The sequence below is a fragment of the Variovorax sp. PAMC26660 genome, from assembly GCF_014302995.1.
GTDB lineage: Bacteria > Pseudomonadota > Gammaproteobacteria > Burkholderiales > Burkholderiaceae_C > Variovorax.
In genome coordinates this window covers 3,483,026-3,506,487 of record NZ_CP060295.1, presented here as the reverse complement: position 1 = coordinate 3,506,487, position 23,462 = coordinate 3,483,026, and the positions used below count along the sequence as shown (strand labels likewise).

24 protein-coding genes are annotated in these 23,462 nt (G+C 63.2%); 13 read left to right on the top strand and 11 right to left on the bottom strand.

All coding sequences use genetic code 11. The features are described from left to right. Positions 1 to 34 precede the first annotated feature (34 nt). Positions 35 to 3,358, bottom strand: a complete 3,324-nt coding sequence (locus H7F35_RS16665) for a metallophosphoesterase family protein (protein ID WP_187113914.1) — start codon at positions 3,356 to 3,358, stop codon at positions 35 to 37. Positions 3,359 to 3,452: 94 nt separating this feature from the next. Continuing rightward, entirely contained in the window at positions 3,453 to 3,707 is a 255-nt protein-coding gene (locus tag H7F35_RS16660) for a hypothetical protein (protein WP_187113913.1), read from the bottom strand. 14 nt (positions 3,708 to 3,721) lie between these two features. On the opposite strand from H7F35_RS16660, the gene H7F35_RS16655 reads away from it, so the two are divergent. The 5 genes from H7F35_RS16655 (at position 3,722) to H7F35_RS16635 (ending at position 8,009) form a co-directional block, all read left to right on the top strand. Then, positions 3,722 to 4,924 carry an MFS transporter gene (locus H7F35_RS16655; RefSeq protein ID WP_187113912.1) on the top strand — a complete coding sequence of 401 codons (1,203 nt, stop codon included), beginning with the start codon at positions 3,722 to 3,724 and terminating at the stop codon, positions 4,922 to 4,924. 50 nt (positions 4,925 to 4,974) lie between these two features. Beyond that, a complete protein-coding gene (gene dkgB, locus H7F35_RS16650; RefSeq protein ID WP_187113911.1) occupies positions 4,975 to 5,796 on the top strand; it encodes a 2,5-didehydrogluconate reductase DkgB in 822 nt (273 codons plus the stop codon). A 15-nt stretch (positions 5,797 to 5,811) separates the two neighbouring features. Continuing rightward, positions 5,812 to 6,147, top strand: a complete 336-nt coding sequence (locus H7F35_RS16645; protein WP_187113910.1) for a MoaF-related domain-containing protein — start codon at positions 5,812 to 5,814, stop codon at positions 6,145 to 6,147. Continuing rightward, positions 6,144 to 7,130, top strand: coding sequence for a TIGR03571 family LLM class oxidoreductase (locus tag H7F35_RS16640; protein ID WP_187113909.1), 987 nt, complete (start codon positions 6,144 to 6,146; stop codon positions 7,128 to 7,130). The genes H7F35_RS16645 and H7F35_RS16640 overlap by 4 nt, the downstream gene beginning before the upstream one ends. Before the next feature lie 96 nt (positions 7,131 to 7,226). Next, positions 7,227 to 8,009, top strand: coding sequence for a hypothetical protein (locus H7F35_RS16635; RefSeq protein WP_187113908.1), 783 nt, complete (start codon positions 7,227 to 7,229; stop codon positions 8,007 to 8,009). Here the strand turns inward: H7F35_RS16635 and H7F35_RS16630 are convergent. Together H7F35_RS16630 and H7F35_RS16625 are read right to left on the bottom strand one after the other, a co-directional pair. Then, on the bottom strand, positions 7,997 to 8,350 hold the full coding sequence (locus H7F35_RS16630) for a hypothetical protein (RefSeq protein WP_187113907.1): 354 nt from the start codon (positions 8,348 to 8,350) through the stop codon (positions 7,997 to 7,999). The two genes, H7F35_RS16635 and H7F35_RS16630, sit on opposite strands and share 13 nt — an antisense overlap. Before the next feature lie 28 nt (positions 8,351 to 8,378). Next, on the bottom strand, positions 8,379 to 9,611 hold the full coding sequence (locus H7F35_RS16625) for a YbfB/YjiJ family MFS transporter (RefSeq protein WP_187113906.1): 1,233 nt from the start codon (positions 9,609 to 9,611) through the stop codon (positions 8,379 to 8,381). Positions 9,612 to 9,711: 100 nt separating this feature from the next. On the opposite strand from H7F35_RS16625, the gene H7F35_RS16620 reads away from it, so the two are divergent. The 4 genes from H7F35_RS16620 to H7F35_RS16605 all read left to right on the top strand — a co-directional run bounded on the left by H7F35_RS16620 (position 9,712) and on the right by H7F35_RS16605 (position 12,300). After that, on the top strand, positions 9,712 to 10,689 hold the full coding sequence (locus H7F35_RS16620) for a LysR family transcriptional regulator (RefSeq protein WP_187113905.1): 978 nt from the start codon (positions 9,712 to 9,714) through the stop codon (positions 10,687 to 10,689). A gap of 125 nt (positions 10,690 to 10,814) precedes the next feature. Further along, positions 10,815 to 11,564, top strand: a complete 750-nt coding sequence (locus H7F35_RS16615) for an SDR family NAD(P)-dependent oxidoreductase (RefSeq protein WP_187113904.1) — start codon at positions 10,815 to 10,817, stop codon at positions 11,562 to 11,564. A 24-nt stretch (positions 11,565 to 11,588) separates the two neighbouring features. Then, positions 11,589 to 11,807 (top strand): tautomerase family protein, encoded by a 219-nt coding sequence (locus tag H7F35_RS16610; RefSeq protein ID WP_187113903.1) that lies wholly within the window; start codon positions 11,589 to 11,591, stop codon positions 11,805 to 11,807. Positions 11,808 to 11,877: 70 nt separating this feature from the next. Next, positions 11,878 to 12,300, top strand: a complete 423-nt coding sequence (locus H7F35_RS16605; RefSeq protein ID WP_187113902.1) for a PaaI family thioesterase — start codon at positions 11,878 to 11,880, stop codon at positions 12,298 to 12,300. 40 nt (positions 12,301 to 12,340) lie between these two features. Here H7F35_RS16605 and H7F35_RS16600 read toward each other — a convergent pair whose 3' ends face one another. Continuing rightward, a complete protein-coding gene (locus H7F35_RS16600) occupies positions 12,341 to 13,273 on the bottom strand; it encodes a protein NO VEIN domain-containing protein (protein ID WP_187113901.1) in 933 nt (310 codons plus the stop codon). A gap of 104 nt (positions 13,274 to 13,377) precedes the next feature. After that, positions 13,378 to 13,635 (bottom strand): hypothetical protein, encoded by a 258-nt coding sequence (locus H7F35_RS16595; protein ID WP_187113900.1) that lies wholly within the window; start codon positions 13,633 to 13,635, stop codon positions 13,378 to 13,380. Positions 13,636 to 13,827: 192 nt separating this feature from the next. Here H7F35_RS16595 and H7F35_RS16590 point away from each other — a divergent pair, with 192 nt between their 5' ends. Then, positions 13,828 to 15,195, top strand: coding sequence for a serine hydrolase domain-containing protein (locus tag H7F35_RS16590; RefSeq protein WP_261803654.1), 1,368 nt, complete (start codon positions 13,828 to 13,830; stop codon positions 15,193 to 15,195). Positions 15,196 to 15,200: 5 nt separating this feature from the next. Here the strand turns inward: H7F35_RS16590 and H7F35_RS16585 are convergent, their stop codons facing one another. Genes H7F35_RS16585 through H7F35_RS16565 form a run of 5 tightly spaced genes read right to left on the bottom strand, consistent with a single transcriptional unit; the run spans position 15,201 to position 19,899 of the window. Next, entirely contained in the window at positions 15,201 to 15,695 is a 495-nt protein-coding gene (locus H7F35_RS16585) for a nucleoside deaminase (protein WP_187113899.1), read from the bottom strand. Between the two features lie 5 nt (positions 15,696 to 15,700). Then, positions 15,701 to 16,987, bottom strand: coding sequence for a cyanate transporter (locus H7F35_RS16580; RefSeq protein ID WP_187113898.1), 1,287 nt, complete (start codon positions 16,985 to 16,987; stop codon positions 15,701 to 15,703). Next, positions 16,984 to 18,186, bottom strand: a complete 1,203-nt coding sequence (locus H7F35_RS16575) for an amidohydrolase family protein (RefSeq protein WP_187113897.1) — start codon at positions 18,184 to 18,186, stop codon at positions 16,984 to 16,986. Before H7F35_RS16575 ends, H7F35_RS16580 begins: the two co-directional genes overlap by 4 nt. Before the next feature lie 28 nt (positions 18,187 to 18,214). Continuing rightward, complete coding sequence (locus tag H7F35_RS16570; RefSeq protein ID WP_187113896.1) at positions 18,215 to 19,690, bottom strand: sodium:solute symporter; 1,476 nt, start codon at positions 19,688 to 19,690, stop codon at positions 18,215 to 18,217. Then, positions 19,687 to 19,899, bottom strand: coding sequence for a DUF3311 domain-containing protein (locus tag H7F35_RS16565; protein WP_187113895.1), 213 nt, complete (start codon positions 19,897 to 19,899; stop codon positions 19,687 to 19,689). The genes H7F35_RS16570 and H7F35_RS16565 overlap by 4 nt, the downstream gene beginning before the upstream one ends. A gap of 167 nt (positions 19,900 to 20,066) precedes the next feature. Here H7F35_RS16565 and H7F35_RS16560 point away from each other — a divergent pair, with 167 nt between their 5' ends. The 3 genes from H7F35_RS16560 (at position 20,067) to H7F35_RS16550 (ending at position 23,389) form a co-directional block, all read left to right on the top strand. Beyond that, positions 20,067 to 20,849: a GntR family transcriptional regulator gene (locus H7F35_RS16560; protein ID WP_187113894.1), complete on the top strand. Its 783-nt coding sequence runs from the start codon at positions 20,067 to 20,069 to the stop codon at positions 20,847 to 20,849. Between the two features lie 64 nt (positions 20,850 to 20,913). After that, positions 20,914 to 21,828: a DMT family transporter gene (locus H7F35_RS16555; protein ID WP_187113893.1), complete on the top strand. Its 915-nt coding sequence runs from the start codon at positions 20,914 to 20,916 to the stop codon at positions 21,826 to 21,828. Between the two features lie 127 nt (positions 21,829 to 21,955). After that, positions 21,956 to 23,389: a hypothetical protein gene (locus H7F35_RS16550; protein WP_187113892.1), complete on the top strand. Its 1,434-nt coding sequence runs from the start codon at positions 21,956 to 21,958 to the stop codon at positions 23,387 to 23,389. Positions 23,390 to 23,462: the final 73 nt, after the last annotated feature.

The following is a 23,462-nucleotide window of genomic DNA, read 5'->3' as shown; positions in this document are numbered from 1 at the left end:
AGACCCGCGCGCGACCAAATAAAATCCCTTGCCTTCAGTAAACCTCAATCTGGGGTTTGAATTTTTCCAATCGAATTAAAAAATAGTCCGATTCAGCATTTCGCTCTTGAGAGGCATGGTATTGATCCTTCGGGAAATACTCCAGAAGTGACTCAATATATGGCAACTCCTTTTGCTCGTGCCCATGGAGACGCCAAACGAACGAACTATGGCGAAACAATCGAAGCAAATTTGGCATGTCATTTTGGCCCAAAAAATGGTGCCATAAATTCTCATGGCAACTGGAAAAAAGACCACTAATCCTCTCTTGATAGAGGTAATGATATGACTCAATAAGGCCAGCAACCTCATCCGAACTAGGCTTTAATGAGTTGAGGCGCGTCACTTTACCAATTTCAACTGCGGCACGCGTTGCACCATAAGAATCGCCATTTCTTTTCGCACTCAGCGCTATGCCTCTCAAACTTTCCCTTTTCTCATTGGCATTGAGATTGCCATTCGCACTCAAGAACATCGCGATATTATTGGCGGCGGTAAATGCTTTTCTGCCGCGCGCTTTCTTTTCAATAGCCTTTAGCTTATTAAATCGCTCTGGATCTTCAGGACTTAACCGAAGAATTAGCGCTTGCGCCTCCATTGCCTGAAACGTAGCCTTCCCCAAAGATATTATTTTCTCCGCCAACTCCTTCGCCTGTCTCGCGTCGTTATGCTCCTCCGCAAGAGCCCAATTAATGAGAATTCGGCGTTTAGTTGTCTTATCAAAATCCTCTAAATTTAACGTGGCAAAAATATCAGTGGCACTACTCCGGTCATTGAGCATTCGCAATGACGCCGCGAGCTTGAAGCTAAACCAATTTCTATCCGCAGTATGAACTTCTGAATCAGCAGGTATTAGGCGCAAAAAATCCTGGCACGCAGTCACAGTGCTTCTGAAATTATTTCCCCGCTCCAAATCAACTATGAACAATCTCGCGAGTTGGACTATTTTTTTAAGCTTACTAGCGTCCCCCGGCTCAACTGCTTGCTGAAATAGCGCATTTATAATCGCATGTGGATTTCCCAATCCACCTCCTCCTAGCGCTGCCACGATATCTGTTGTTTTAATATTTTTCGGCTGCCCTTGAATCCAATCTTCTCCAAAATAAATTGACGCCGCTCGGCGATTGAGCTCGTATATCTCCGGAGCAAGAAGCGTCGAATAAATTTGCTCGCGAATTGCTTTTTTAACATGAAGCTTCGGGCTTTGAGGGCTACCAAGCAAACTGGTCTTCAAGGTCGGCACAACAGGCATTACTTCAATAAGTCCCCGATCAGCAAGGGTCGCCGCATGAGCAGGATGAAAAGGTTGTTGACTGTTGAATCGGCGAATGCGTGCAAGTGTTTCACCGTACGGCAAAACGGCAAGAGCTTTTAGCAAATTAAAAGATCGTTGAAGCAGCGGATCTTCCGACAAGTGCAGCTCATTAATGGCGGTCGAAAAAATAGCCACGGGCATCTCGCCATTTGCATCATTCTGCGGGCTATTGAGTCGCGCCTCTATAAGTTCTGCGAGCGATATATATTCAAGCTGCTTGAGTAAAGAGTCAATTTCAACAGGCATACCTTCAGTGAGGCGATAAATATCGCTTACCGCGGAGGTTGCCGAATACTTCGCACCACCGTTATCTGACTGTAAAACATAGGCCCGAACATCAGGCTCCTCCAACGGCGGCAACTCCACGACTGGAATATTTGAAGAGGTTGGCCGCTGACGTGAAATTAGAAGCACCAAGCTATTAGGACAATAATCTCTAAATGCTTCAATAATACTCTCCAATTCGACTTCATACGCAGAAGTCTCCGAATTAATCGAACGACTAACTGGCGCATCATCCAATAGGAGTAAAACCTTTTTCGGGCCAAACACTGATTTGGCAAATTCTTGAAAACTCCGTCCAGCTTCGAGTGAGAATTTTGAAAAAAACCCTTCTCGACCATCGTATTCTTGAAGACTAAATCGATACGTTAAAGGCAGCTCATCTGACAGGGCACTGAAAACGGACCATACGAACTCTTCTGTTCCCGAGTTCCAATCCGAAACTAGCCAAGCTTTTCGATCACCTTCCATTGCCCGCCGAAGCTGCTTTTGCTCGAGCCTTCTGACCCCTAGATGCTGCGGCGCTGGTTTTAATTGATGAGAAAAACTTTGAGTAGGACGCTTGGATACCTCACGTGCAGCCTCTTCGCTCGCTTCTCTAAATGCAATAACTTCTGCCGCAACAGTCAGATTATTTGGATTCTCTTTGTTGCTGCTTCTTTTAAGATTAACCGCAAAGAAATTCTCCTCTTCTAGATCAAAACGATCATCGGGTACAAAACGCCTAACTGCCGAATCTACAACTTTGTCGATTCGTGGCCAAAACTTGATGGTCGCCGAATTGGCAGTCGTTATTATTTTTGCGGCACAGTACCCATGAATACGGTCGAAGGTTGTTCCTTCGATTTTTCTCAACCCGAATAGAGAAGCCGCTTGCACGGTTTTCCTCTCCGCACTTCCGCCACTTCTGGCACCTCTTATCGCGGGATCGTGCATATGCCCATACAAATGAGCCGCAAATCTACCGGGAGGGTTAATCTCCGCTTGAAAATGCAAGCTTGCTTTATCGTGCAACCAATCTGATGGGTGATGTGTGACAAGAAAATTGACATCATTTTCTCTACACCATTCATCTGGATTCCAACCCGTCACACTCAGGAGCTGACGTGGGTCCAAATCCAAATGTTTATTTTTTTGGTCATCAAAGAAATGCAAAAATGAGGAATTTAAACCAACGAGTCCAAGTCTGAAATTTCCAGCGTGAACCACACTGGAGACGTCTCCGGGAATTTCTCCATCTGTTGTTTCACAAATTGGAATTTCGCTTTCGGCTAGCTCACGTCTAAATTCTTGATAATTAACAAACATTCCATCAACAAATTTTCGAAGTGGATTTTCTGCGTCAGCCCAAAACGCCTCTTTCACATCAGAGTTTGTCCACCACGATTTGACAGCAAGTGCATTGGCATCAAATTTTTGCGGTCTAGTTAAATCATGATTTCCGGGAACAATGAAAAGTTTTGGGTTACTTCCTAGATAATTAAACTCTTGCCAAAGTCGTTCCAAGATTTTTCGGAGAACCGCAAAATCCTCCTTGCTTCCGCTTTGCGTTAAGTCGCCAGAAAAAATTACAAGATCAATTCGGCCCACGCGAGGGTGGACTCGACGCAAGTCCTCGTAAAATCTGGTTTGCAAAGTAGGCCAAAGCCAATCTTGATTGGCTTGGCCGGCGTGCAAATCGCTCAAATGCAGCCACGAAATTTGATCAGCGCCTTCAGTCATCTTGCCTCGCTTAAATTAAATGCGTAAGTGATTTTGACAGCATGTTACAGCTGAGCAATGTCTTTTTGAACTTTCGATTGCAATGTCTTGATCATCAATCAGTTCTGGCGAGCGGCTCTTCTTCGGGCTTCGGGTGCGGTGCACGGTCACGCTTTTTCTCGACCAGGAATTGCTCCGTAGAAACAACGCCGTCATGGAGAACCCGACAGGTCAGTGTCGATTCTTCAAATTGACAGAGGTCTCGAACGAGGTGATTTTTCTGTTCATTTGTTGATTTTTCAGCAACTATCTTCTGCCATATCTCCCATTTATCCGCAAAGGTATCCGCAAGACACTCCTCTACATCCAAGAAGGAGTGCTCTCATGCCAATCGCCTTACTCGCGCTGACCCTCAGCGCCTTCGCCATCGGGACGACCGAGTTCGTCATCGTTGGCCTCATCCCCACGGTCGCTGCTGACCTCGCCATCAGCCTTCCCTCGGCCGGCCTGCTGGTCAGCCTCTACGCGCTGGGCGTCGCCATCGGCGCGCCGGTGCTCACCGCCCTCACGGGCAAGCTGCCGCGCAAGGCGCTGCTGCTCGGGCTGATGGCGCTGTTCACGCTCGGCAATCTGCTGGCGTGGAAGGCACCGAGCTATGAATCGCTGGTAGCGGCGCGCATCCTCACGGGCCTGGCGCACGGCGTGTTCTTCTCGATCGGCTCGACCATCGCCACGGGCCTCGTGCCGAAGGAAAAAGCCGCGAGTGCCATCGCGATCATGTTCACCGGGCTCACGGTGGCGCTGGTCACGGGTGTGCCGCTGGGCACGTTCATCGGGCAGCACTTCGGCTGGCGCGAGACTTTCCTGGCTGTGTCGGCGCTGGGCGTCGTCGCCTTCATCGGTAGCTGGATCTTTGTTCCCAACAACATCCGCCACACGCCGCCGGCCTCGCTCGCGCAGCAGGCCAAGGTGCTGGCCGAGCCGCGCCTGTTGCTGGTGTATGCCAAGACGGCGATTGGCTACGGCGGCTCGTTCATTCCGTTCACGTTTCTTGCGCCGATCCTGACGGACGTGTCGGGCTTCAGTGCCAGTTCGGTGGGCTGGGTGATGCTGGTGTACGGCGTGTCGGTGGCGGCGGGCAACATCTGGGGCGGCAAGCTGGCCGACCGCATGGGGCCGATTCCGGCGCTCAAGATCATCTTTGCGCTGCTGGCCGCTGTCTTGTTGATCTTCAACTTCGCGGCGCCGCACAAGTGGCTGGCACTGGTGGCGGTGCTGATGTGGGGCGCGGTGGCCTTCGGCAACGTGCCGGGCCTGCAGGTGTATGTGGTGAAGCAGGCCGAACGCTTCACGCCGCAGGCGGTGGACGTGGCCTCGGGCCTGAACATCGCGGCCTTCAACCTGGGCATTGCGCTCGCAGCCTGGGCCGGCGGCCTGATCGTGACGCACCTGGGCCTGATGCACACGCCCTGGATCGGCGCACTGGTGGTGCTGGTGTCGCTGGGCCTCACGCACTGGAGCGGCGTGCTGGACCGCCGGGCCGGCATTCCGGTTCGCGCTTCGGGGCCGGTGCCGGTCGGCCACTGAGCTGATTTCTTTTCTTTTTCTCTTCTTTTCAACGCACACAGGACAACACCATGACAACGAACAACATCAGCACCATTCCTGCCTTCGGCCTCGGCACCTTCCGCCTGAAGGGCCAGGTGGTGATCGACTCGGTGAAGAACGGCCTCGACGTGGGCTACCGCGTGATCGATACGGCGCAGATCTACGGCAACGAAGCCGAGGTGGGCCAGGCGATCGCCGAAAGCGGCGTGGCGCGCAAAGACCTGTTCATCACCACCAAGATCTGGACGGACAACTACGCCAAAGACAAGCTGGTGACTAGCCTGAAAGACAGCCTCGCCAAGCTGCGCACCGATCACGTCGACCTGACGCTGATCCACTGGCCTTCGCCCGGCAACGCCGTGCCTGTGGCCGAGTTCATGGGCGCGCTGGCCGAAGCCAAGGCGCAGGGGCTCACCAAGCAGATCGGCGTGTCGAACTTCAACATCGCGCTGATGAAGGAAGCGATTGCGGCCGTGGGCGCAGAGAACATCGCCACCAACCAGATCGAGCTGCACCCGTACCTGCAGAACCGCAAGGTGGCGGAGTTCGCAAAGAGCCAGGGCATCCACATCACCTCGTACATGACGCTGGCCTACGGCAAGGTGATTGCCGACCCGGTGATCGGGGCGATTGCCAAGGCGCACAACGCGACCACTGCGCAGGTCACGCTGGCCTGGGCGATGCAGTTGGGCTACGCGGTGATTCCGTCGTCCACCAAGCGCGCGAACCTCGAAGGCAACCTGAAGGCGCAGCAACTGAAGCTGACAGATGCAGAGATGGCGCAGATGGCGGCGCTCGACCGCAATGAGCGGCTTACCGACCCGGCCGGCCTGTCGCCGGCGTGGGACTGATCGATTGGCCACGCGATGAACGACGACAAGACACTGCCAGCGTTCGTCGGCCGCACTTACGAAGTGCGGTACGGCGAGACGATGACCGCGCCGAACATCTACGCGGCCGACGGCCAGACGATGCGCTATGAAGTCACGGCCGGCCCGTTCAAGGGCGCGACGGCCGAGGTGCGCTACCAGGCCGAGCAGATCGGCCCCGGGCTCTATGCGCTTTCGTGGCAGGAGGCCGACAAGGGCACGGTGGTGCACGTCGACGACTTCGCAGGCGGCCACTCGCGCTCTTACTACACGACGGCCGGGCATGACTTCGTGCGCATGGCGGGCACGCTGCGTGAGGTGACTGCGCCATGAGCCACGCCACTTCGCTTGAACGGCTCGTTGCCACCAACGGCAGCGGCCCGAGCATCGGGCTCGAACTACCGCTGGACAACGACTGGTCGCCTTCGGGCGACACCGCACGCCGCGCTGCGGGCCGGCCCTTCGGCGTGCCCGACATCGCGCAGCACGCCCGCCTCGCGAAGCTGGCCGACACGCTGGGCTTTCGTGCGCTGTGGGCGCGCGACGTACCGCTGTACGACCCGGCCTTCGGCGATGCCGCGCAAGTCTTCGAGGTGTTCAGCTACCTCGGCTATCTGGCGGGCGTGACCGAGCGCATATTGCTCGGCACCGCCGCCGTGGTGTTGCCGCTGCGCGAACCGGTGCTCACGCTGAAGTCGGCCGCCACGGTCGACCACCTGAGCAACGGCCGACTGATGCTGGGCGTGGCCAGCGGCGACCGGCCTGTGGAGTACCCGATCTTCGAGCGCGACTACGCCACGCGCGGCGAGCGCTTTCGCGAGCAGGTGGCGATGGTGCGCGACTGGGGTGCAGCGACGTTGCCTGAAGGCATCGAGCTGTTGCCGCGTCCGCAGAACCCTCTGCCCCTGCTGGTGGCCGGCCTCGCGCAGCAAACGCCCGACTGGATCGGCGCGCACATGGACGGTTGCCTCACCTACCCCGGCACGCCGGAAGACCATGCGCGGCGTTCGGCGCAATGGCGTGCGGTGGCTGGCGACGGCAAGCCTTACATGAGCTTCATTCACCTCGACCTGGCGGACGATGCGAATACGCCGCTGGAGCGCTATCGCTTCGGTGGCCGCATGGGGCGGCATGCGCTGGTGCGGGAACTGGCTGCGCTGCATGCATCCGGCGTGCAGCACGTGGGCCTGCATCTGCGGCGCAACCGGCGCCCGCTGGGCGAAACGATGGAAGAAATCGGGCAGTTCGTGCTGCCGGTGTTCCATGCGGACGCAGGCATTCGCCAGCCCGAAGAAGACGACGCCGTGCTGGCCTGAACGGAGTTGGCAGGGTTTTGCCCACAGCTTCGGGCGATCGGTTGCCGGGGGGGCGGTGTGCGACCATCACCGGCCACACCCCATGGGAACCACTCGATGGACATGAAGTTTTGCGGCAGCACCTCGAACGCGAATCCCTCCGGCGGGTTGTGCGATGAATACCGGTTGAGCGATGTCTCCAGCCTCGCCGATCTGGCTGCGGCGTATCGGCGCATTGCCGCAGACCATCCCGGCTTCAGGCCGCTCTTCTCGCTCGACGATTTCCCGCAGGCGCGTTACACCTCGGGCCACGCTCGCATGAGCCTGGATCTGGACAGCACCACGGGCTTCGACATCACGGGCTTGCCCGCGGAGTGCTTCAAAGACGGCGAATACCTGGGCTACCTGAGCACGAAGGCCGAGTTCGCGATCTGCCTGCACAACTTCAGAAAGCTGACGGCAACAGTCTCGTTCGACGATGCCTGCGCGCACGGGCTCACGCTGGACGATGAAGGGCTGCAGGAGTGGATCGGCTACCAGAACGATCCGGTGTCGCTGCTCGACCAACCCTTGTCGGCGCTGGTCGTGCCGGTCGAACACCCACATGAAGCGCTGGCCGCCTTTCCCAACGGCTACTTCAGTTGCGACCTGGGCCCGGCGCTGAACTTTGCGGTGGCGCGCCATCTGTCGAGCGCGCATGGCTATGAGCTGATGGGCGTGGGCGCGTCGTACCTGGGTTTTCTGCGTGCCACGCCGCCGGATGTGCAAACGGTCAACGCCGTTGCGGCGGACCTGTGCGCGCTCTACAACACGGACGACGAGAACCGGCAGGCACTTGCCGATGCCGTCACCCAGGCCATCTCTGGCCGAACGCATCTTTGGGTGCGTTACGTGGAGTGACTGTCAGCCGGCAGCAATCCGCCCTGCGCGTCCAGCGCATCGCATGCCGACTTCAGCGCGGCTGCGACCTCTTCCGGTGCCTCGCGCAACTCGGCAATGTCGCGCTCGCCCACGCAGTGGCCGTCGAGGCGCACGTAGATGCGTTTGAAATCGCCACCGAGCGCCTTCGCCACATCGCTCAGGCAGTCGGCGAGCGTGGCAAAGCCACGGTCCTGGTAAGAGCTGGGCGGTATCACGCCCTTCGAGCGTGGTGCACGAACGGAGTAAGCGAACGACACGCCTTCTTGCCGAAGCTCCACGACGGGCTGCAGGCGGCGTTGGGCTTCCCCTGTGCTTTTCATGGCCGCAGTTTAAATGCGGCCCTTCGAATCACCCAACGCGGCGGACCCCGCTGGCCACAAGGTCTGTGAGCAGCGCGAGCACGATGGCACCGCAGCCCAGGGCGAAGAGCAAGGCGTAGTTGCCGCCCGAATGCCCGAGCAGCCACGACATGCCGTAGGCCGCGCTGGCCTGCAACACGGCGAAGCCTGTGGTCGCGCGGCTCCAGGCAGCCTTCTGCAGCGACGGGTGATGCGCAAGCAGCTCCTGCACGCGACCCAACACGAGCGGCACGATGCCCGGCGTGAAGGCGCCGACCACCGCGCTGGACACGATGAGCCCGCCGTGCCCGATGAGGCCGGCAGCGGGTAACGCAAGTGCCACCGCCTGCACGGCAAAGGCGATGCGCAGCGCGGGGCCGAATCCGACGCGATCGGCCAGGTAGCCACTGAGCACCGGGCCGACGATGGCGCCCAGCCCGAACACCACCCAGTACTGCGCGCCCACCGCAAGGCCCTGCCCGAGCCCGCGCGCGACGAAGTCGACGAGAAAGATCATGTGCGGCACAAGGCCGGCTGCGTTCAGCGCGTACGACATGGTCAGCGCGCGCAGCGCGCCCTTGGCGACGGGTGGCCGCGCGGCAGTGGCATGCGCCGCGTGGACCGCATGCGCCGGCGCTGCGGCGGGCCAACCGTGCCACGCGACGACGGTGAGCAGCAACGCGAGCACGGCAAGCCCGATCCATGTCGCCGCGAGGCCCTGGCGCAGCAGCAAAGGCACGAGCGTGCCCGATGCCGCAATGCCAAGGCCGATGCCCGCGAAGATCATTCCGCTGGCAAGCCCGCGCTGCCGGGGCGGCATGTGCGCGAGCACGGTGGGCGCGGCCAGCACCATCAACGCACCGCCGGAAATGCCGGAGACGACGCGCCAGCCGAAGAACCATGCGAAGTCGATCGGCCATGCACAGGCGATCAGCGAAGCGGCCGTGGCCAGCATCATCGCGCGCAGCACGGCACGCGCCGGCCAGCGCGCCGACATCGGCCCGCCGAGCAGTGCGCCGATCAGATAACCCACGAGGTTGGCCGCGCCGAGGTAGGTGGCGGCGGAGGCGCTGAACCAGTGCGCGTCGATGATGGCCGGCAACAACGGCGTGTAGGCGAAGCGGGCCAGGCCAAGCCCGACGAGCGTGGCGCAGAAGCCCGCGAGGATGGCGCGCCAGGGCGGTGCGGCATGTGGGTGGGAAGCAGCCGCCCTGTCGGCGGCGATGCGTGGGGCGGCGGACATCACAGGTCTCCGGCGAATTGATGCTCCGATGCTATGGATTGCCGCCTTGCGAGTGAATCCCTATGCTTGGGCATTCAGTATTTCGGAACAAGGAAGAATCGTGGACCGCATCGACGCCATGAAGGTCTTCGTCGCAGCGCTGGACGAAGGCAGCCTTGCCGGCGCGGGCCGCAAGCTGGGCAAGTCGCCCGCCGCAGTGAGCCGCGCGATCGCGTTCCTCGAAACGCACGTGGGCACCGAGCTGCTGCACCGCACGACACGCTCCATTCGGCTGAGCGAAGCGGGCGAGCGTTATGCGGTCGCGTGCCGGCGCATCCTCACCGATCTTGAAGAAGCCGACATGGCCGCCGCAGGCGAACGCTCGGCACCGCGCGGGCGCCTGACGGTGACCGCGGCGGTCGCGGTCGGCGAGAGCCTGCTGCGGCCGATCCTCGATGAGTTCATGAACGCGCACCCGACGGTGTCGGTGCGCCTGCATTTGCTCGACCGGCCGGCCAACCTGATCGATGAAGGCATCGACGTGGCGCTGCGCATTGCCCACCTGGCCGATTCCACGCTGGTGGCGCTGCCGGTGGGCGAGGTGCGCCGCGTTCTCACCGCGTCGCCGCGTTATCTGGCGCGGCATCCGCGCATCGTGCAGCCGGCGGACATTGCGGAGCACCAGGTGGTGGCCATGACGCACTTCGGCATCGACTCGTGGAGCTTTCCGCAGCAGGCCGGCCCTGCCGGCTCGGCGATGCCGCGCACGGTGCAGTTTGCGCCGCGCTTCATCGTCAACAGCCTGCGCGCGGCGGTGGCGTCCGCAGTGGAAGGGCGCGGCGTGCTGCGCTCGTTCTCGTACCACGTGGCGGATGAAGTGGCCGACGGGCGGCTGCGCATCATCCTGGCCGGGGACGAAATCGCGCCGCTGCCGGTGCACCTGGTGTCGCCGCACGGGCGGCTGTCGGTGCCGAAGGTGCGGGCGTTCGTCGACTTCGCACTGCCGAGGTTGCGTGCGGGTTTTGCGCAGTGGTCCGAGGCCTGCGCGCCCAGGAACAAGCCCGCTTCCAAAGCGGCTGCCAAGCCCAGGCGCGACTGATTCGTTCGACTTGGGGAAGAGTGTTCGCCGAATCGCGGCTATTCACTCTTTGGACGAGCGAATCCAAACTTCCTTCCACGACGGCGCCGCATGTTGCGGCCCGCTGAACCGGAAGGAAATTGATCATGACTGTGCAGAACCCCATCGGCGGCAAGACCGCCATCGTCACCGGCGCCAGCAGCGGCATCGGTTTCGGCATTGCCCGCCGCTTGCTGGCCGAAGGCTGGAACGTGGTCGGCAATGCGCGCAACGATGCGCGCTTGCTCGAAGCCGCGCGCCAGCTCGGCGCCGGCGACCGCTTCAGCGGCGTGGCCGGCGACATTGCCGACCCGCGCACCGCGCAGGCGCTGGTCGATCACGCGGTGGCGCGCTTCGGCGCGGTCGATGCGCTGGTCAACAACGCGGGCGTGTTCCTTCCCAAGCCCTTCATCGACTTCACGCCCGAAGAAATCGAGGAGCAGATCGCGATCAACGTGAAGGGAACGGTCTTCGCGTCGCAAGCTGCGGCGCGGCAGATGATCGCGCGCCGCTCGGGCGCCATCGTGAACATCACGGCGTCGATCGCGCTGCAGCCGCGCAGCAATGTGCCGGCCTTCATGGCGGTGCTGCTCAAGGGCGGGCTCAACGCGGCCACGCGTGCGCTGGCGCTCGAACTGGCCCCGCACGGCGTGCGCGTGAACGCGGTGGCGCCCGGCATCATCGACAGCCCGATGCACCCGGTGGAGTCGCATGCGTTCCTGAAGACGCTGCAGCCCACCGGCCGCCTGGGCACGGTCGACGAGATTGCCGATGCGGTGCTCTACCTGGTGAACGCGGGCTTCACCAGCGGCGCGGTGCTGCCGGTGGACGGTGCCGCAGCTGCCGGGAACATCTGAGACCGAGACGCAAAGGAGACGACCATGCCTTACGTCAACGTACGCATCACACGCGACGGCGTCACGCGCGAGCAGAAGGCCACGGTGATCGCGGAGATCACCGACACGCTGCAGCGCGTGCTCGGGAAGAAGCCCGGACTCACGCACGTGGTGATCGACGAGATCAACACCGACGACTGGGGCGTCGGCGGCGAGACGACCACGGTGATTCGCGCACGCGACAACGCTGGCGGATCGCGCTGACGGAGTTGCCTGGGTGGTAGAACCCTGTTCGTCTTGAGCCTCGAACAGCAAACCATCCATGCACATGCCCATGAGCGACATCCACACACGAATCTCCGCCAGCTTCAACTCACAAGGACTGATGGCAACCCTGGGCGCCCGGCTGGTGCTGGTGGCCGATGGCGAGGTTCACATCGAACTGCCGTTCTCGGCTGGTCTTTCCCAGCAGAACGGGTATGTGCATGCGGGCGCCGTCACGAGCGTGGTCGACAGCGCTTGTGGCTATGCCGCGCTGACGAAAGCGCCGGCGGAATTCGATGTGGTCACGGCAGAGTTCAAGATCAACTTCATGCGGCCCGCCCTCGGCGAACGCTTCCTGGCCGTCGGGCGGGTGCAGAGCGCGGGCAAGCTGCTCGCGGTTTGCACGGGAGAAGTGCGGGCCTTTTCGGGGAGCGGGCCGGATCACAAGGTGGTCGCAATGATGCAGGCCACCATCGTGAATGTCAGGCGATGACCGGCCCTGTCAGCAGAACAGGGCCAGCCGCTGCCGCTCGTTACGCCTGCGGCTCGAAACCAGGCGCCTGGGGCATCTCGGAAGGCTTGTAGATCTTGTGCTGCGCCGTGGGGCCGACTGCGTCGGCAACCACCAGCAGGCGCCACAGCGGCTCGCGCACAGAGCACGCGCTTTGCTCGCTCGTGAGCTGAAAGCTGGGCGTGCCTGCGGAGGTGCCCTTCACCGCGATCTTCAGAAGGGTCGCGCCCTTCGCATTCGACACCTCGATGTCGTAGCCGATGTCCTGGCCGGTGACATCCTCGGCCTTGTAGCCGTAGCCCTTGAAGTGACGCAGCACGTAGTCCATGGCAGCGGCCTGGACCTGTTCTGGCGAAGACTGCACGGCGACCACGGGGGCTGCCGTTGCCGCCGCCTCTTCTTCCGGCTGCGCCACGCTGCCTCGCGCCTTGGCGGCCTGCACTTCGGCTTCATCGGGAACCCAGCCGCGCGGACCGCGAACCAGCACCGCGAGCTTCTGCTCGAGTTCCCAGGTGGCAACGTGCCATTCGGCGTCGTCGCGCACGCGCGTGGACACCTTGGCGCCCTTGTTGATCTCCAGCTCGGCAATGGCGACCCGGTTGGTCTGCAGAACCGTGCGGAAGCCCTGGCCTGCGTCGAAGGTGCGCTTGAGCAATGCAAGGCGGTCCTTGGCGCGCTGAGCCTGGTTGGGGGCACGTGTGCCACCGCCTGCCCGGTGCTGCGTGTCCAGCGATTCGAGGTAGAACCAGCGTCCGCCGGCACCGACGTTCACATGCTCGGCCCAGATGGTGGCGATGACGTTGTCGCCGGTGGCCAGCCATGCGTGGTCGAATGGCTTGTCGCGCGCGTCGAACACACCCATCTTGGCGACGATTTCGACTGGCGTGAGCCGTGGTCCTGACAGTCGCATCTCATCGATCACAGCGAGTACGTGGGGTTCGACTTCCTTGTCCATTCAGTGGGGTCTCTGGCGAGTGTTTTGGGGGGTGGAAGTATGCCGCATCGGCCCTTTGCAAGCTTCTGCAGGGGCAACCCGCCACCGGCCCCTCACAGGCCCGCTCAGCCCGCGTCCTTCAACGCCTGCTTGGCCTTGTTGGCCGAACTCTTCGCCCGGTTCTTGTGATAGCCCGACTTGACGTTGTTCACCGCCTTGCCGACGGGGCCGCTCTTCTTGGCCTTGCTGTCGGCTTGCTTCTCGTCGATCTTGTGCTGCACGGCGTCGGTCGCGTCGGATGCGGCCTTGCCCACCTGGGCACCGGCGGTGCCGGCTGCGAGCAGGGTGAACGAGGTGGCGAGTGCGATCAGGGCTTTGTTCATCGGGTGTTCCTCCAAGTATTTAAAGATCCGGACTGATGGTTGCATCGCTTGCGGCAGCGCCGTGTCAGCGGCCACCGCACGTGACTTGGAGACAAACCCGACAGATGCGATCATCCACGCCGGCCAGCCGGAGGAGATGAACGGGGGCATGCCCCACGGCTCGCGAACGTCAATACCAACAAGGAGATTCGCGTGGATCAAGGTGTTCTGAAGGCATTCGTACCCTCGCGCCCCGTGCGCATGGTTGTCTCTGTTCCCGTGCTTGCGGTCGCGTTGCTGCTCGCTGCTTGCGGCGGTGGTGGCGGAGGCGGTGGTGGAGGAGGCGGCGTGCTTCCTCCCGTCGTCGGCGCTGCGCCTCCCGCTGGCGGCGGAAGCGATGGCGGCACTGGCGGCACCGGCAATGCCAGTGGTTATCCGCACGCGTCGGAGCCGATCGGCACGGTTCGCCAGATCTATGACGGCGTCCTCACCCCGGACCTGGCCGTCAACACCTACCGCAACATCGACCGGCTGTTTCCGACACGCACCATCGAACCCGGCGGCACGCCGTATGCGCTGCCCGCGGCAGCCACGCAACTGACCCAGGCGAACTTCTCGGTGGGCAGCACGCGCTACGGCCTTGCCGATTTTCTTGCGGTCAATCGCGTGTCGGGCTTGCTGGTGCTGAAAGACGGCAAGGTCGCCAACGAAACCTATCAATACGGCAACACGCAGAAGACCCGCTGGATGTCGATGTCGGTGGCCAAGTCGATCACCTCGACCTTGATCGGCGCGGCCGTGCAAGACGGCTACATCGGCAGCATCAACGACCAGGTGATCAAGTACGTCCCTCGCCTGGCGGGCAGCGCCTACGACGGCGCGACGGTGCGCGACGTGATGATGATGGCCTCGGGCGTCAAATGGAACGAAACCTACACAGACCCCGCGTCCGACCGCCGCCAGTTGCTCGAAGCACAGATCAGCCAGAAGCCGGGCTCGGCCATGGACCTGATGAGCAAGCTGCCCCGCGCGGCGACGCCAGGCTCCGTGTACAACTACAGCACCGGTGAAACGCAGGTGGCCGGCGAGATCGTCTACAACGCGGTCAAGAAGCCGCTGGCACAGTACCTGTCCGAGAAGATCTGGTCGAAGCTCGGCATGGAAGCGCAGGCCAACTGGTGGCTGGACTCGCCCGACGGGGTCGAGATTGGCGGCAGCGGCATCAGCGCCACCCTGCGCGACTACGGGCGCTTCGGCATGTTCATCATGAACGACGGCGTGGCCGCCGGCCAACGGGTCTTGCCCGTGGGGTGGGTGGCTGAAGCGGGTTCACCCAAGGTGCTGAGCACCGGCAAGGCGAGCAGCTACGGTTACCTGTGGTGGATACCAACCAGCGGGCAGTCCGTTGCGGACGGTGCGTTCTATGCGGTCGGCATCATGGGCCAGCAGATCTACATCAACCGCAAGGAAAAGGTCGTGATCGTCGTCTGGGGCGCGCAGACGGACCCGACCGGCGCGGGCTCCCTGCCGGTGATCCCGTTCTTCGACGCGGTGGTGGGAGCGCTCAAGACTCCGACTTGAATGGCTCACGAAGCCCGGCGCGTCGCGGCCCAGTCCGAGAGAATCCGGACGGCTTCGCCGGCCAGCTTCTGTTCGGCGGGCAGCGCGCGTTTCTCCAGCGTCGCGCCCGCCTCCAGGCGCAATACCTCGACATCGATCGGGAGTCGCGCCGCCACCGAGAGGCCCGCGAAGGCCTCGCCCGATTGCGCAAGCGTCGCCGCGTAATACAGCTTGCCGATGCCCGCGATGTGCATGGCGGCCACACACATCGCGCAGGGTTCGCACGAGGTGTACAGCTCGCAGCCCGACAGGTCGACCGTGCCGAGCTTGCGGCAGGCATCGCGGATGGCTTCGACTTCGCCGTGCGAGGTCGGATCGTGGTGCGCCACCGAATGGTTGAAGCCCTCTCCGACGATCACGCCGTCCTTCACGACAACGGCGCCGAAGGGCTCGGTGCCGCGCGCCTGCAGCGCCTGGGCGGACAGCGCGAGCGCGCGCTGCATGAATTCCTGCTGGTACATGGGGATCAGACCTTTCTTGCGTTGTCGAGCACGGGGCGCACGGTTGCGACGGCGGTGCGTTTCGAATCGAACAGGCCGGCGGTGGCCGCTGCATAGCGGAGCGGATCGAAGCGCAGCATCAGCGGCAGCAGCACGACGACCACGGTAGCAAGGTAGGCCCACGCCATCGTGAAGCCACCGGTCTGCTCGCGCACCCAACCGGTGACGAAGGGCGCGAGCGCCGCGATCATGAAACCCACGCCCTGCATGAAGCCCGCCAGCGCACCGGCCTGCGCGGGGTCAGGCAGATGGTCGAGCGCCAGCACCATGCACAGCGCGAAGGCGCCGCCAAGGCCGAAGCCAAGCACGATCGCCACGCCGGCTGGGGGCACAGGCAGATCGAAGGTCAGCGCAGCGAAGCCCGCGAGCTGCGCGACCAGCGTGAGTGCGAGCCAGGGCCGCAGGTCGCGTCCACGGCTGCGCGCCAGCGCGGGCATGGCGAGCGCGGCGATGACCTGCGCCGCCGTCATCAACGCGAGCACCGAGCCGCCCTCTTGCGCGGTCCATCCCTGCTGGGCGTAGAAGTGCGGCAGCCATGCGACGAGGCTGGTGTAGCCGCCGTTGATGAGACCGAAGCACACGGCCAGCAGCCATGCGCGCGGACTGCGAAAGCAGCGCTGCCACGAGAGGTTCTGGCGCGGTGCAGGCGTTGCGGCTGTTGTCGCGCCCGGCACCGCGCGCCGCAGGCCGAGCCACGAGAGCAGCGCGACCGTTGCCAGCACGGCCCACATCGCCAGGCCCGCATGCCAATCGGCTTGTGCACCGCCCAGAACATGCGCGACCCACGGGCTGGCCATCGCACCCAAGCCGCCACCGCCCATGATCGCGGCCGAGTACAGCCCCGTCATCACGCCGATGCGTGCCGGGTACGCCTGCTTGACCACGCCCGGCATGAGCGCCTGCACCAGCCCGACGCCGGCGCCCGCGAGCGCGGCGCTCCACAACAAGGCTGCCGCGCCGCCCGCCACATAGCGGCTCGCGCAAGCAAGAGCGATGGCGCCCAGGCCGAGCGCGATGCCGCCGCGCGCACCGATGCGCTGCCCCACGGCCGAGCCGAACAAGGACATCGCGCCCATCGCGAACATCGGCAGCACGGTGAGCAGCGCCACCGCGTGAAAGCCGATGCCCGTCGCGAGCCGGATGGGTTCGAGCAAAGGGCTGCTCGACGTGAGAAAGGCGCGCAGGTTCAGCGCAACCAGCACGATCACGCAGGCGAAGGCCGCGCCGCCTTCGCGGCTGCGCGTTGCCGTCACAAGGCGGCCACGTCGGCCTGCAGCACGCCTCGGCGCGCCACGATGCGCCCACCTGCCACCACCAGTTGGCGCACGGGCCGCGAGACCACGGCCTGCGCAGGCGTCTGTGCATCGACCAGCACCAGGTCGGCACGGCAACCGGCTTCGAGCCCATAGGCCTCGAAGCCGCAGCCGCGCGCGCCGGCGTGCGTGACGGTGTCGAGCGCCACTTCGATCTCGTCGTCGCGGCGCAGGTTGTAGCGCATGCCGATCAGCATGGCGCGCTCCAGCATGTCGGGGTTGCCATACGGCGACCAGGTGTCGCGGATGCCGTCGTTGCCGCCAAGCACGGTCACGCCGGCCTGCCGGCAGGCCATGAGCGGCGGCACCGTGCGCGAGGGCGGCGCGCTGGTGATGAGCACCACGCCGAGCTTGGCCATGCGCGCGAGCAGCACCTCGCGCTCGCGCTCGCTCACATCGCCAAGGCAGAAGCCGTGGCTGATGGCCACCTGACCGTGCATGCCCAGTGCCTCGGTGCGCTGCAGGATCAGGTCGAGCGAGAACGCGCCCATGGCACCGGGCTCGTGCAGGTGAATGTCGACGGGGCAGCGGTGCTTGCCCGCAATGGCGAACAGCATGTCGAGCGATCGCACCGGGTCGCCGTCGATGGCGCAAGGGTCGAGTCCGCCCAGCACGTCGGCGCCCTGCGCCATGGCCCGGTCGAGCAGCTCGAAGGTGCCCGGCCGCGTCATCAAGCCCGACTGCGGGAACGCGACGATCTGGATCTGCTGCACGTCGCGCAGCGTTTCGCGCGTGCGCACGGTGCCTTCGAGGTGGCGCAGGCCGGCCTGCGTGTCGACATCGACGTGCGTGCGCAGCCGGGTGGTACCGAGCGCGAGAAAGGCCTTGGCCAGTACCAGCGATTGCGCGGCGGCGTCGTGCCCGCTCGTGTGGCGAAAGGCGCGCTCGTTCTCGATCTTGTCGATGAGGTTCACGCCGACTTCGTTGCGATACCAGTCCATGCCCCACATCGTCTTGTCGAGGTGGGTGTGGCCTTCGACCAGGCCGGGCAGCAGCAAGGCGCCGGCGCCGTCTTCCACGACGGCATCGGCAGGCGCGGACATCGCGGCGCCGATGGCGGCGATGCGCCCCTCCTGCACCAGCACATCGACCGGGGAAGCGCCCATGGGGCGCACGTTGTGAATCAGGAGCGAAGGCATCGGGAAATCCGTTCGTTGAAGTGGGGCATCAGGCGGGCTGCGCCGAGACGCCGCGCGGCACGATGCGCGGCGTGAACAGCGCCACGATCACGAACACCAGCGCATTGGTCGCCAGCGCCACGAGCCCGATGTTGAGCGACTTGAAGACCACCGGTGCGGCCGGGAACAGCGTGCCCAGGTTGGAACTGGTGGTCATCATGAAGGCCAGCACCGCGCCGCCCGCGAGGATGCCTGCGAAGGCCGAATGCTTGTTGCCGAAGGGCTTCTTCATGAGGCTGAACAGCAGCGAGGGCAGCAGTTGCGTGAGCAGGCTCGACGCGAAGATGGCCACCGACACGATGGTCGCACCGCCGCGCAGCACGAAATACACGGCCACCAGCGCAAACACCGGCAGCACACCGCGTGCCACGCGCGAGACCTGCTTGTCGGTGGCGTTGTGGGCAAAGCCTTCCTTGTAGACGTTCTTGCCGATCACCGTCGAAGCGGTCAGCAGGATCATCGAGCCCGGCACCAGCGCCGTGAGCACGCCCGTGCCGCCGATCACGCCGACGAACCACGGATCGAAGGTGTGCTTGACCAGTCCGAACAGCGCGAGGTCGACCTCCGCGCCCTTGAGGCCCGGCACCTGCAGGATGGCCGCAAAGCCGACCAGGAACAGGAAGGCGATGACCACCTGGTACAGCGGCATCAGGATGGTGTTGCGCCGCACCGCGCTGGCGCTCTTGGCCGCGTACACCGATGTCAGGTTGAACGGGTACAGGTAGTAGCCAAGGGCCGTGAGCAGGATGGTCGAGTTGTACCAGGTGAGGTTGAGCCCTTCCTTCGGAAACTCGAAGAAGGTGGGGTTGGCGGCGTGGATGGCCGAGAACATCGGCGTGACGCCGCCGTAGTAGTGCCACGGCAGGTAGATGCCCAGGAACACCGCGAGCACGAGGATCAGCACGTCTTTCACGATGGCGATGCTGGCCGAGCCGTGGATGCCCGAGAACAGGATGTACGACACCATGACGACGGTGCCGAGCCAGATGGCGATCTGCGGCGAGATGGAGCCGTACGAAGCCTCCGACACGATGATGCCGAGCCCGCGCAGCTGGATGGTGAGCAGCGCCACCATGCCCATGAGCGCGACGATGGACACCAGCACGCCGAGGGGGCGGCTGTTGTACTTGTGGGCGAAGAAGTCGGAGAACGACACCAGCTTGTGCGCGGTGGCGTAGCGCCAGATGGCCGGCAGCATCCAGAAGGCCATGAGGTAGGCCAGGCCACCGTAGGCCAGGATGTAGAAGGCCGGCGAGCCCTTGCTGTACGACCAGCCGCTCGCGCCCAAAAAGGTGAAGGTGGAGAACGACTCGCCCGCCATCAGCAGGAACACCATGATGGCGCCCAGCCCGCGCCCGCCGAGCGCCCATTGCTCCAGGCTCATGGTGCGTCCGCGACGCGCGAGCACCGCCAGGCCCAGCGCACCGACGACGAAGAGCGCGATCACGCCCAGTGCGGCGTTCATCGCGCGTCTCCGGTGGCGGCGGGGGCGTCGAGGTCGCCTTCGGCGCGATCGATGACCACCATGATCAGCGAGGTCAGCACCAGCCAGCTGACGTTCCACACCATCAGGAAGGGCATGCCGAACACGAAGGTGGGTGCCACGGCCGAGAGCCACCCGCCGCTGAAGAAAGCGGCGACCGGCAGCGCGGCCAGCCATTTGACGGATTTCATGGGGTGCCTCGATTCCTGCTTTGGTTGAGATTCATGTATTATTTTGGTCAACCATACATATTTATTTTGGTTAACCAAACGTGGCGAATGGTACGGAGCGAGAGGGATCGCGTCAATCCGGGGGATTTCCCGTACGCGACAGGCCACGGGCAATAATCCCCACGCCTATGCCTTCCACCGCACGCAAATCCCCAACCCCGACTGAAGCTCCGGTCCCACCGGAGGCCACCGACGCCGACGACGCGAACGTGGACGAACGCGTCTATGCCGCCGTGTCGAAAGCACTGCTGAGCGGCAAGCTGCGCCCCGGCAAGCCGCTGCGCGAACGCGCGCTGGCCGAAGCGCTGGGCTGCACGCGCGGCGCGGTGCGCAAGGTGCTGGCACGCCTGGGCTCGGAAAAGCGGCTGGTGCTGGAACACAACCGCGGCGCCTTCGTGCCCAACCCGTCCATCGACGACATGCGCGGCATCTACCGCGCGCGCCGCATCGTGGAGGCCGGGCTCATCACCACGTTGTTCGGCCAGCTCGCGCGCGACCAGGTGGCCGCGCTGCGCAAGCACGTGCAGGCCGAGCAGAAAGCCTTCAAGGAAGGCCGGCGCGAGGACGCGATCCGGCTGGCAGGCGACTTCCATCTGCTGCTGGCGCAAATGGCGGGCAGCGACGAACTGCTGTCGTACATCCAGCGGCTGATTTCCAACACCGAGTTGTACAAGGCGCTCTACGACTCGGCCGAGGCCGCGAGCTGCGCGCCGCGCGAGCATGAACAGATCATCGAGGCGCTGATGGGCAAGTCGCTCGATGCCGCGCTGGCAGTGGCGCTGGAACACCTCGACGAGCTGGAGCAGCGCGTGATCGCCGGTGCGGCGGCCGAGCAGGAAGTGGACCTGGCGAGCCTGCTGAACGGCGCCACCAACGACCTGCGTTCGCACAACCACTCGCACGGCCACTGACGGCATCCACGCTTCGCTGCAGGCCGAAGTGTCGGCCGCCCGGTCTCGCGATGATCGGCGCACCATGCACACACCCGCACTCGCCACGTCCGGCAAAGCCCCTCCCCGCGCCGCCTTTGAATGGGCCCTGCTCGCGGTGCTCGCCACCTGCTGGGGCGCTTCGTACACCTTCATCAAGATCGGCATCGCGACCATTCCACCGGTCACGCTGATCGCGGCGCGCACGCTGATTGCCGGGGCGCTGCTGCTCGCCGTGCTGCGCATGCGCGGCGTGAAGCTGCCGACCGAGCCCGCAATGTGGGGGCGCTTCATGCTGCAGGCCTGCCTCAACAGCGTGCTGCCGTTCACGCTCATCGCGTGGGCAGAGCGCAGCGTGGACGCGGGCCTGGCGACCATCCTCAATTCGACCTCGCCGATCTTCATCTTCCTGCTGGGCCTGGGCATGGGCGGCACGGAGAGGCCGACGCTGCGCCGGCTGTTCGGCGTGGGCGCGGGCCTGGCGGGCATCTGCCTGATCGTCGGCTTCGAGGCGCTGAATGGGCTGGGGCATTCGCTGCTGGCGCAACTCGGGCTGGTAGCGGCGGCTGTGTGCTACGGCTGCGCCGCGATGTTCGGGCGCGTGTTCAAGGGGCTGGACCCGATGGTGCCGGCCGCCGGCTCGTTGCTGAGCGGCGCGGCGATGCTGCTGCCCGCGAGCATCGCCATCGACCGGCCCTGGACGCTGTCGCCTTCGGCCGCATCGATGGGCGCGGTGCTGGCGCTCGCGGTGCTGTCGACCGCGCTCGCCTTCACCATCTACTTCCGGCTCATCAAGACACTGGGGCCGATGTCGACGTCCGCGCAGGCCTACTTGCGCGTGCCCATCGGCGTGATGATCGGCGTGGTGTTGCTGGGCGAGACGCTGGCGGCCACTGCATGGATCGGGTTGGCGTGCGTCATGGCCGGCGTGATCGCTATGACGATGCCGGCGCGCCGTTGATGCAGCCTCTCTAAAAATGCAACACCGTTGCATTTTTAGAGAGCTATCGGCATTCCCATATGGCACAGATGTTGCGCAAGCAGCTTGCACTCGTTGCACTTGTCCAACTATCAGGGAGTTCGCCTACATGGCTCATCAACACGAAGTCGATTCGGGGAAAACGCTTGCGCAAGGAACGCGGCGGCGTTCACTTTTGAGGGTCGGACTGGCCCTGCCACTCGGGTCTACTGCCTTTCTCGCGGCGTGCGGGGGCGGTGGTGGAGGCAATGGCGCGGGGCTTCCATTCGCTCCCGTGGCCGCTGTCCCGCCACCCGCACCGGAGGCCGCACTGGAAGCCGCACTGGAAGCCGCGCCGCCAGTGCCTGTCGAAGTGCCGGCGCCGCCCGTCGATGCGCCTGCGCCCAAGCCGGTGGAAAAGGCAGTGAAGAACGTGCGAGTTCTCAACCTGCAAACCCCGACGTACAGGCCGCCCTCCAACCAGCGGGCGGCGAACGAAGACATCAAGACATACACGCAGCGCGCCTTGCAGGAGAAGTTCACGTTGCTTCGCGATGCACTGACCGGGGGCCTCCCAAAGAAGAGCGGCGAATGCGATCTTTGCTACTTCGTGGTGCCAGAGTTTTTCTGGAATGTGAACTGGGACGCAGTGAAGGACGAAGCCGAGATCAAGGTCTTCTCGAACACCTGTGTCACCGAAGTGCAGAAGCATGTGCGCGCACTGATCGCGCTCTTTCCGCAGGAGCAGTACGGCAAGCTGGCGTTGCTGCCGGGAACGGCGCAAGTGCTGATGAAGCAGACTGACGGCACCACGCCGGCACCAGCCGGTACAGCCATTGCCGACAAAGACCTGCCGGGCTACGAGGCACTCAACTATGTGCTGGTGATCGACAACTTCAGCAAGCCCAATCCCGATGGAAGCCGGCCGATCGCGATGTGGCCCAAGCGCAATGTATCGGGGATCGACTTCGACACGTACAACAGAACCGCTGTCTACAAGAGCGGGCGCCCCTATTGGAAAGTCCGGCTGAGTTCTCCGAGGGTCTCGCCAGCTTTCAATATCCTCGTACAGCAGAAATCGACAACAGCCGCTGCGTACTACGCGGATGGGAAAGAGTTCAAGGGCTTCGACAACGACCCGCTCGGCGGCGTGCCGTTCGGCGTGGACGTGTGCCTGGACTATGCGTCCGCGTACACAGACAACGAGTACCTGCGGATGTCACAGATCGAAGACACCAACTACCTCATCGACTTCTTGATCGCGTGCGGGATGTCCGTTTCCCCCTCGCACAAATACCTTCCTTCGGTCCAGTACATCGTCAGGAACGACGGCATGGACCCTGGCTCTTGCGAGATCTACAAACTCGCCGCGCCGGAAACCGGCAAGCCTGACTTTACTGTCAGGCCCTTCAACGTGTTGATTCCTCAGACTGCGGTAGCCACCCTGAAGAACAACAGCATCCTGTTCGATTCGTACTTCGACATTCATCCGCTGTGGCAATACCCCGAAACGGACATTCCCGCCGAGACGTTGCCTTCCCCGTTCGCGCCTGCGCCCGTCTAGCGTCGGACAGCCCGGCCGTCGATCACGAGGCGCCTCAGCGGCGACAATCGGCGGCTCTTTCAAAACGAACGCA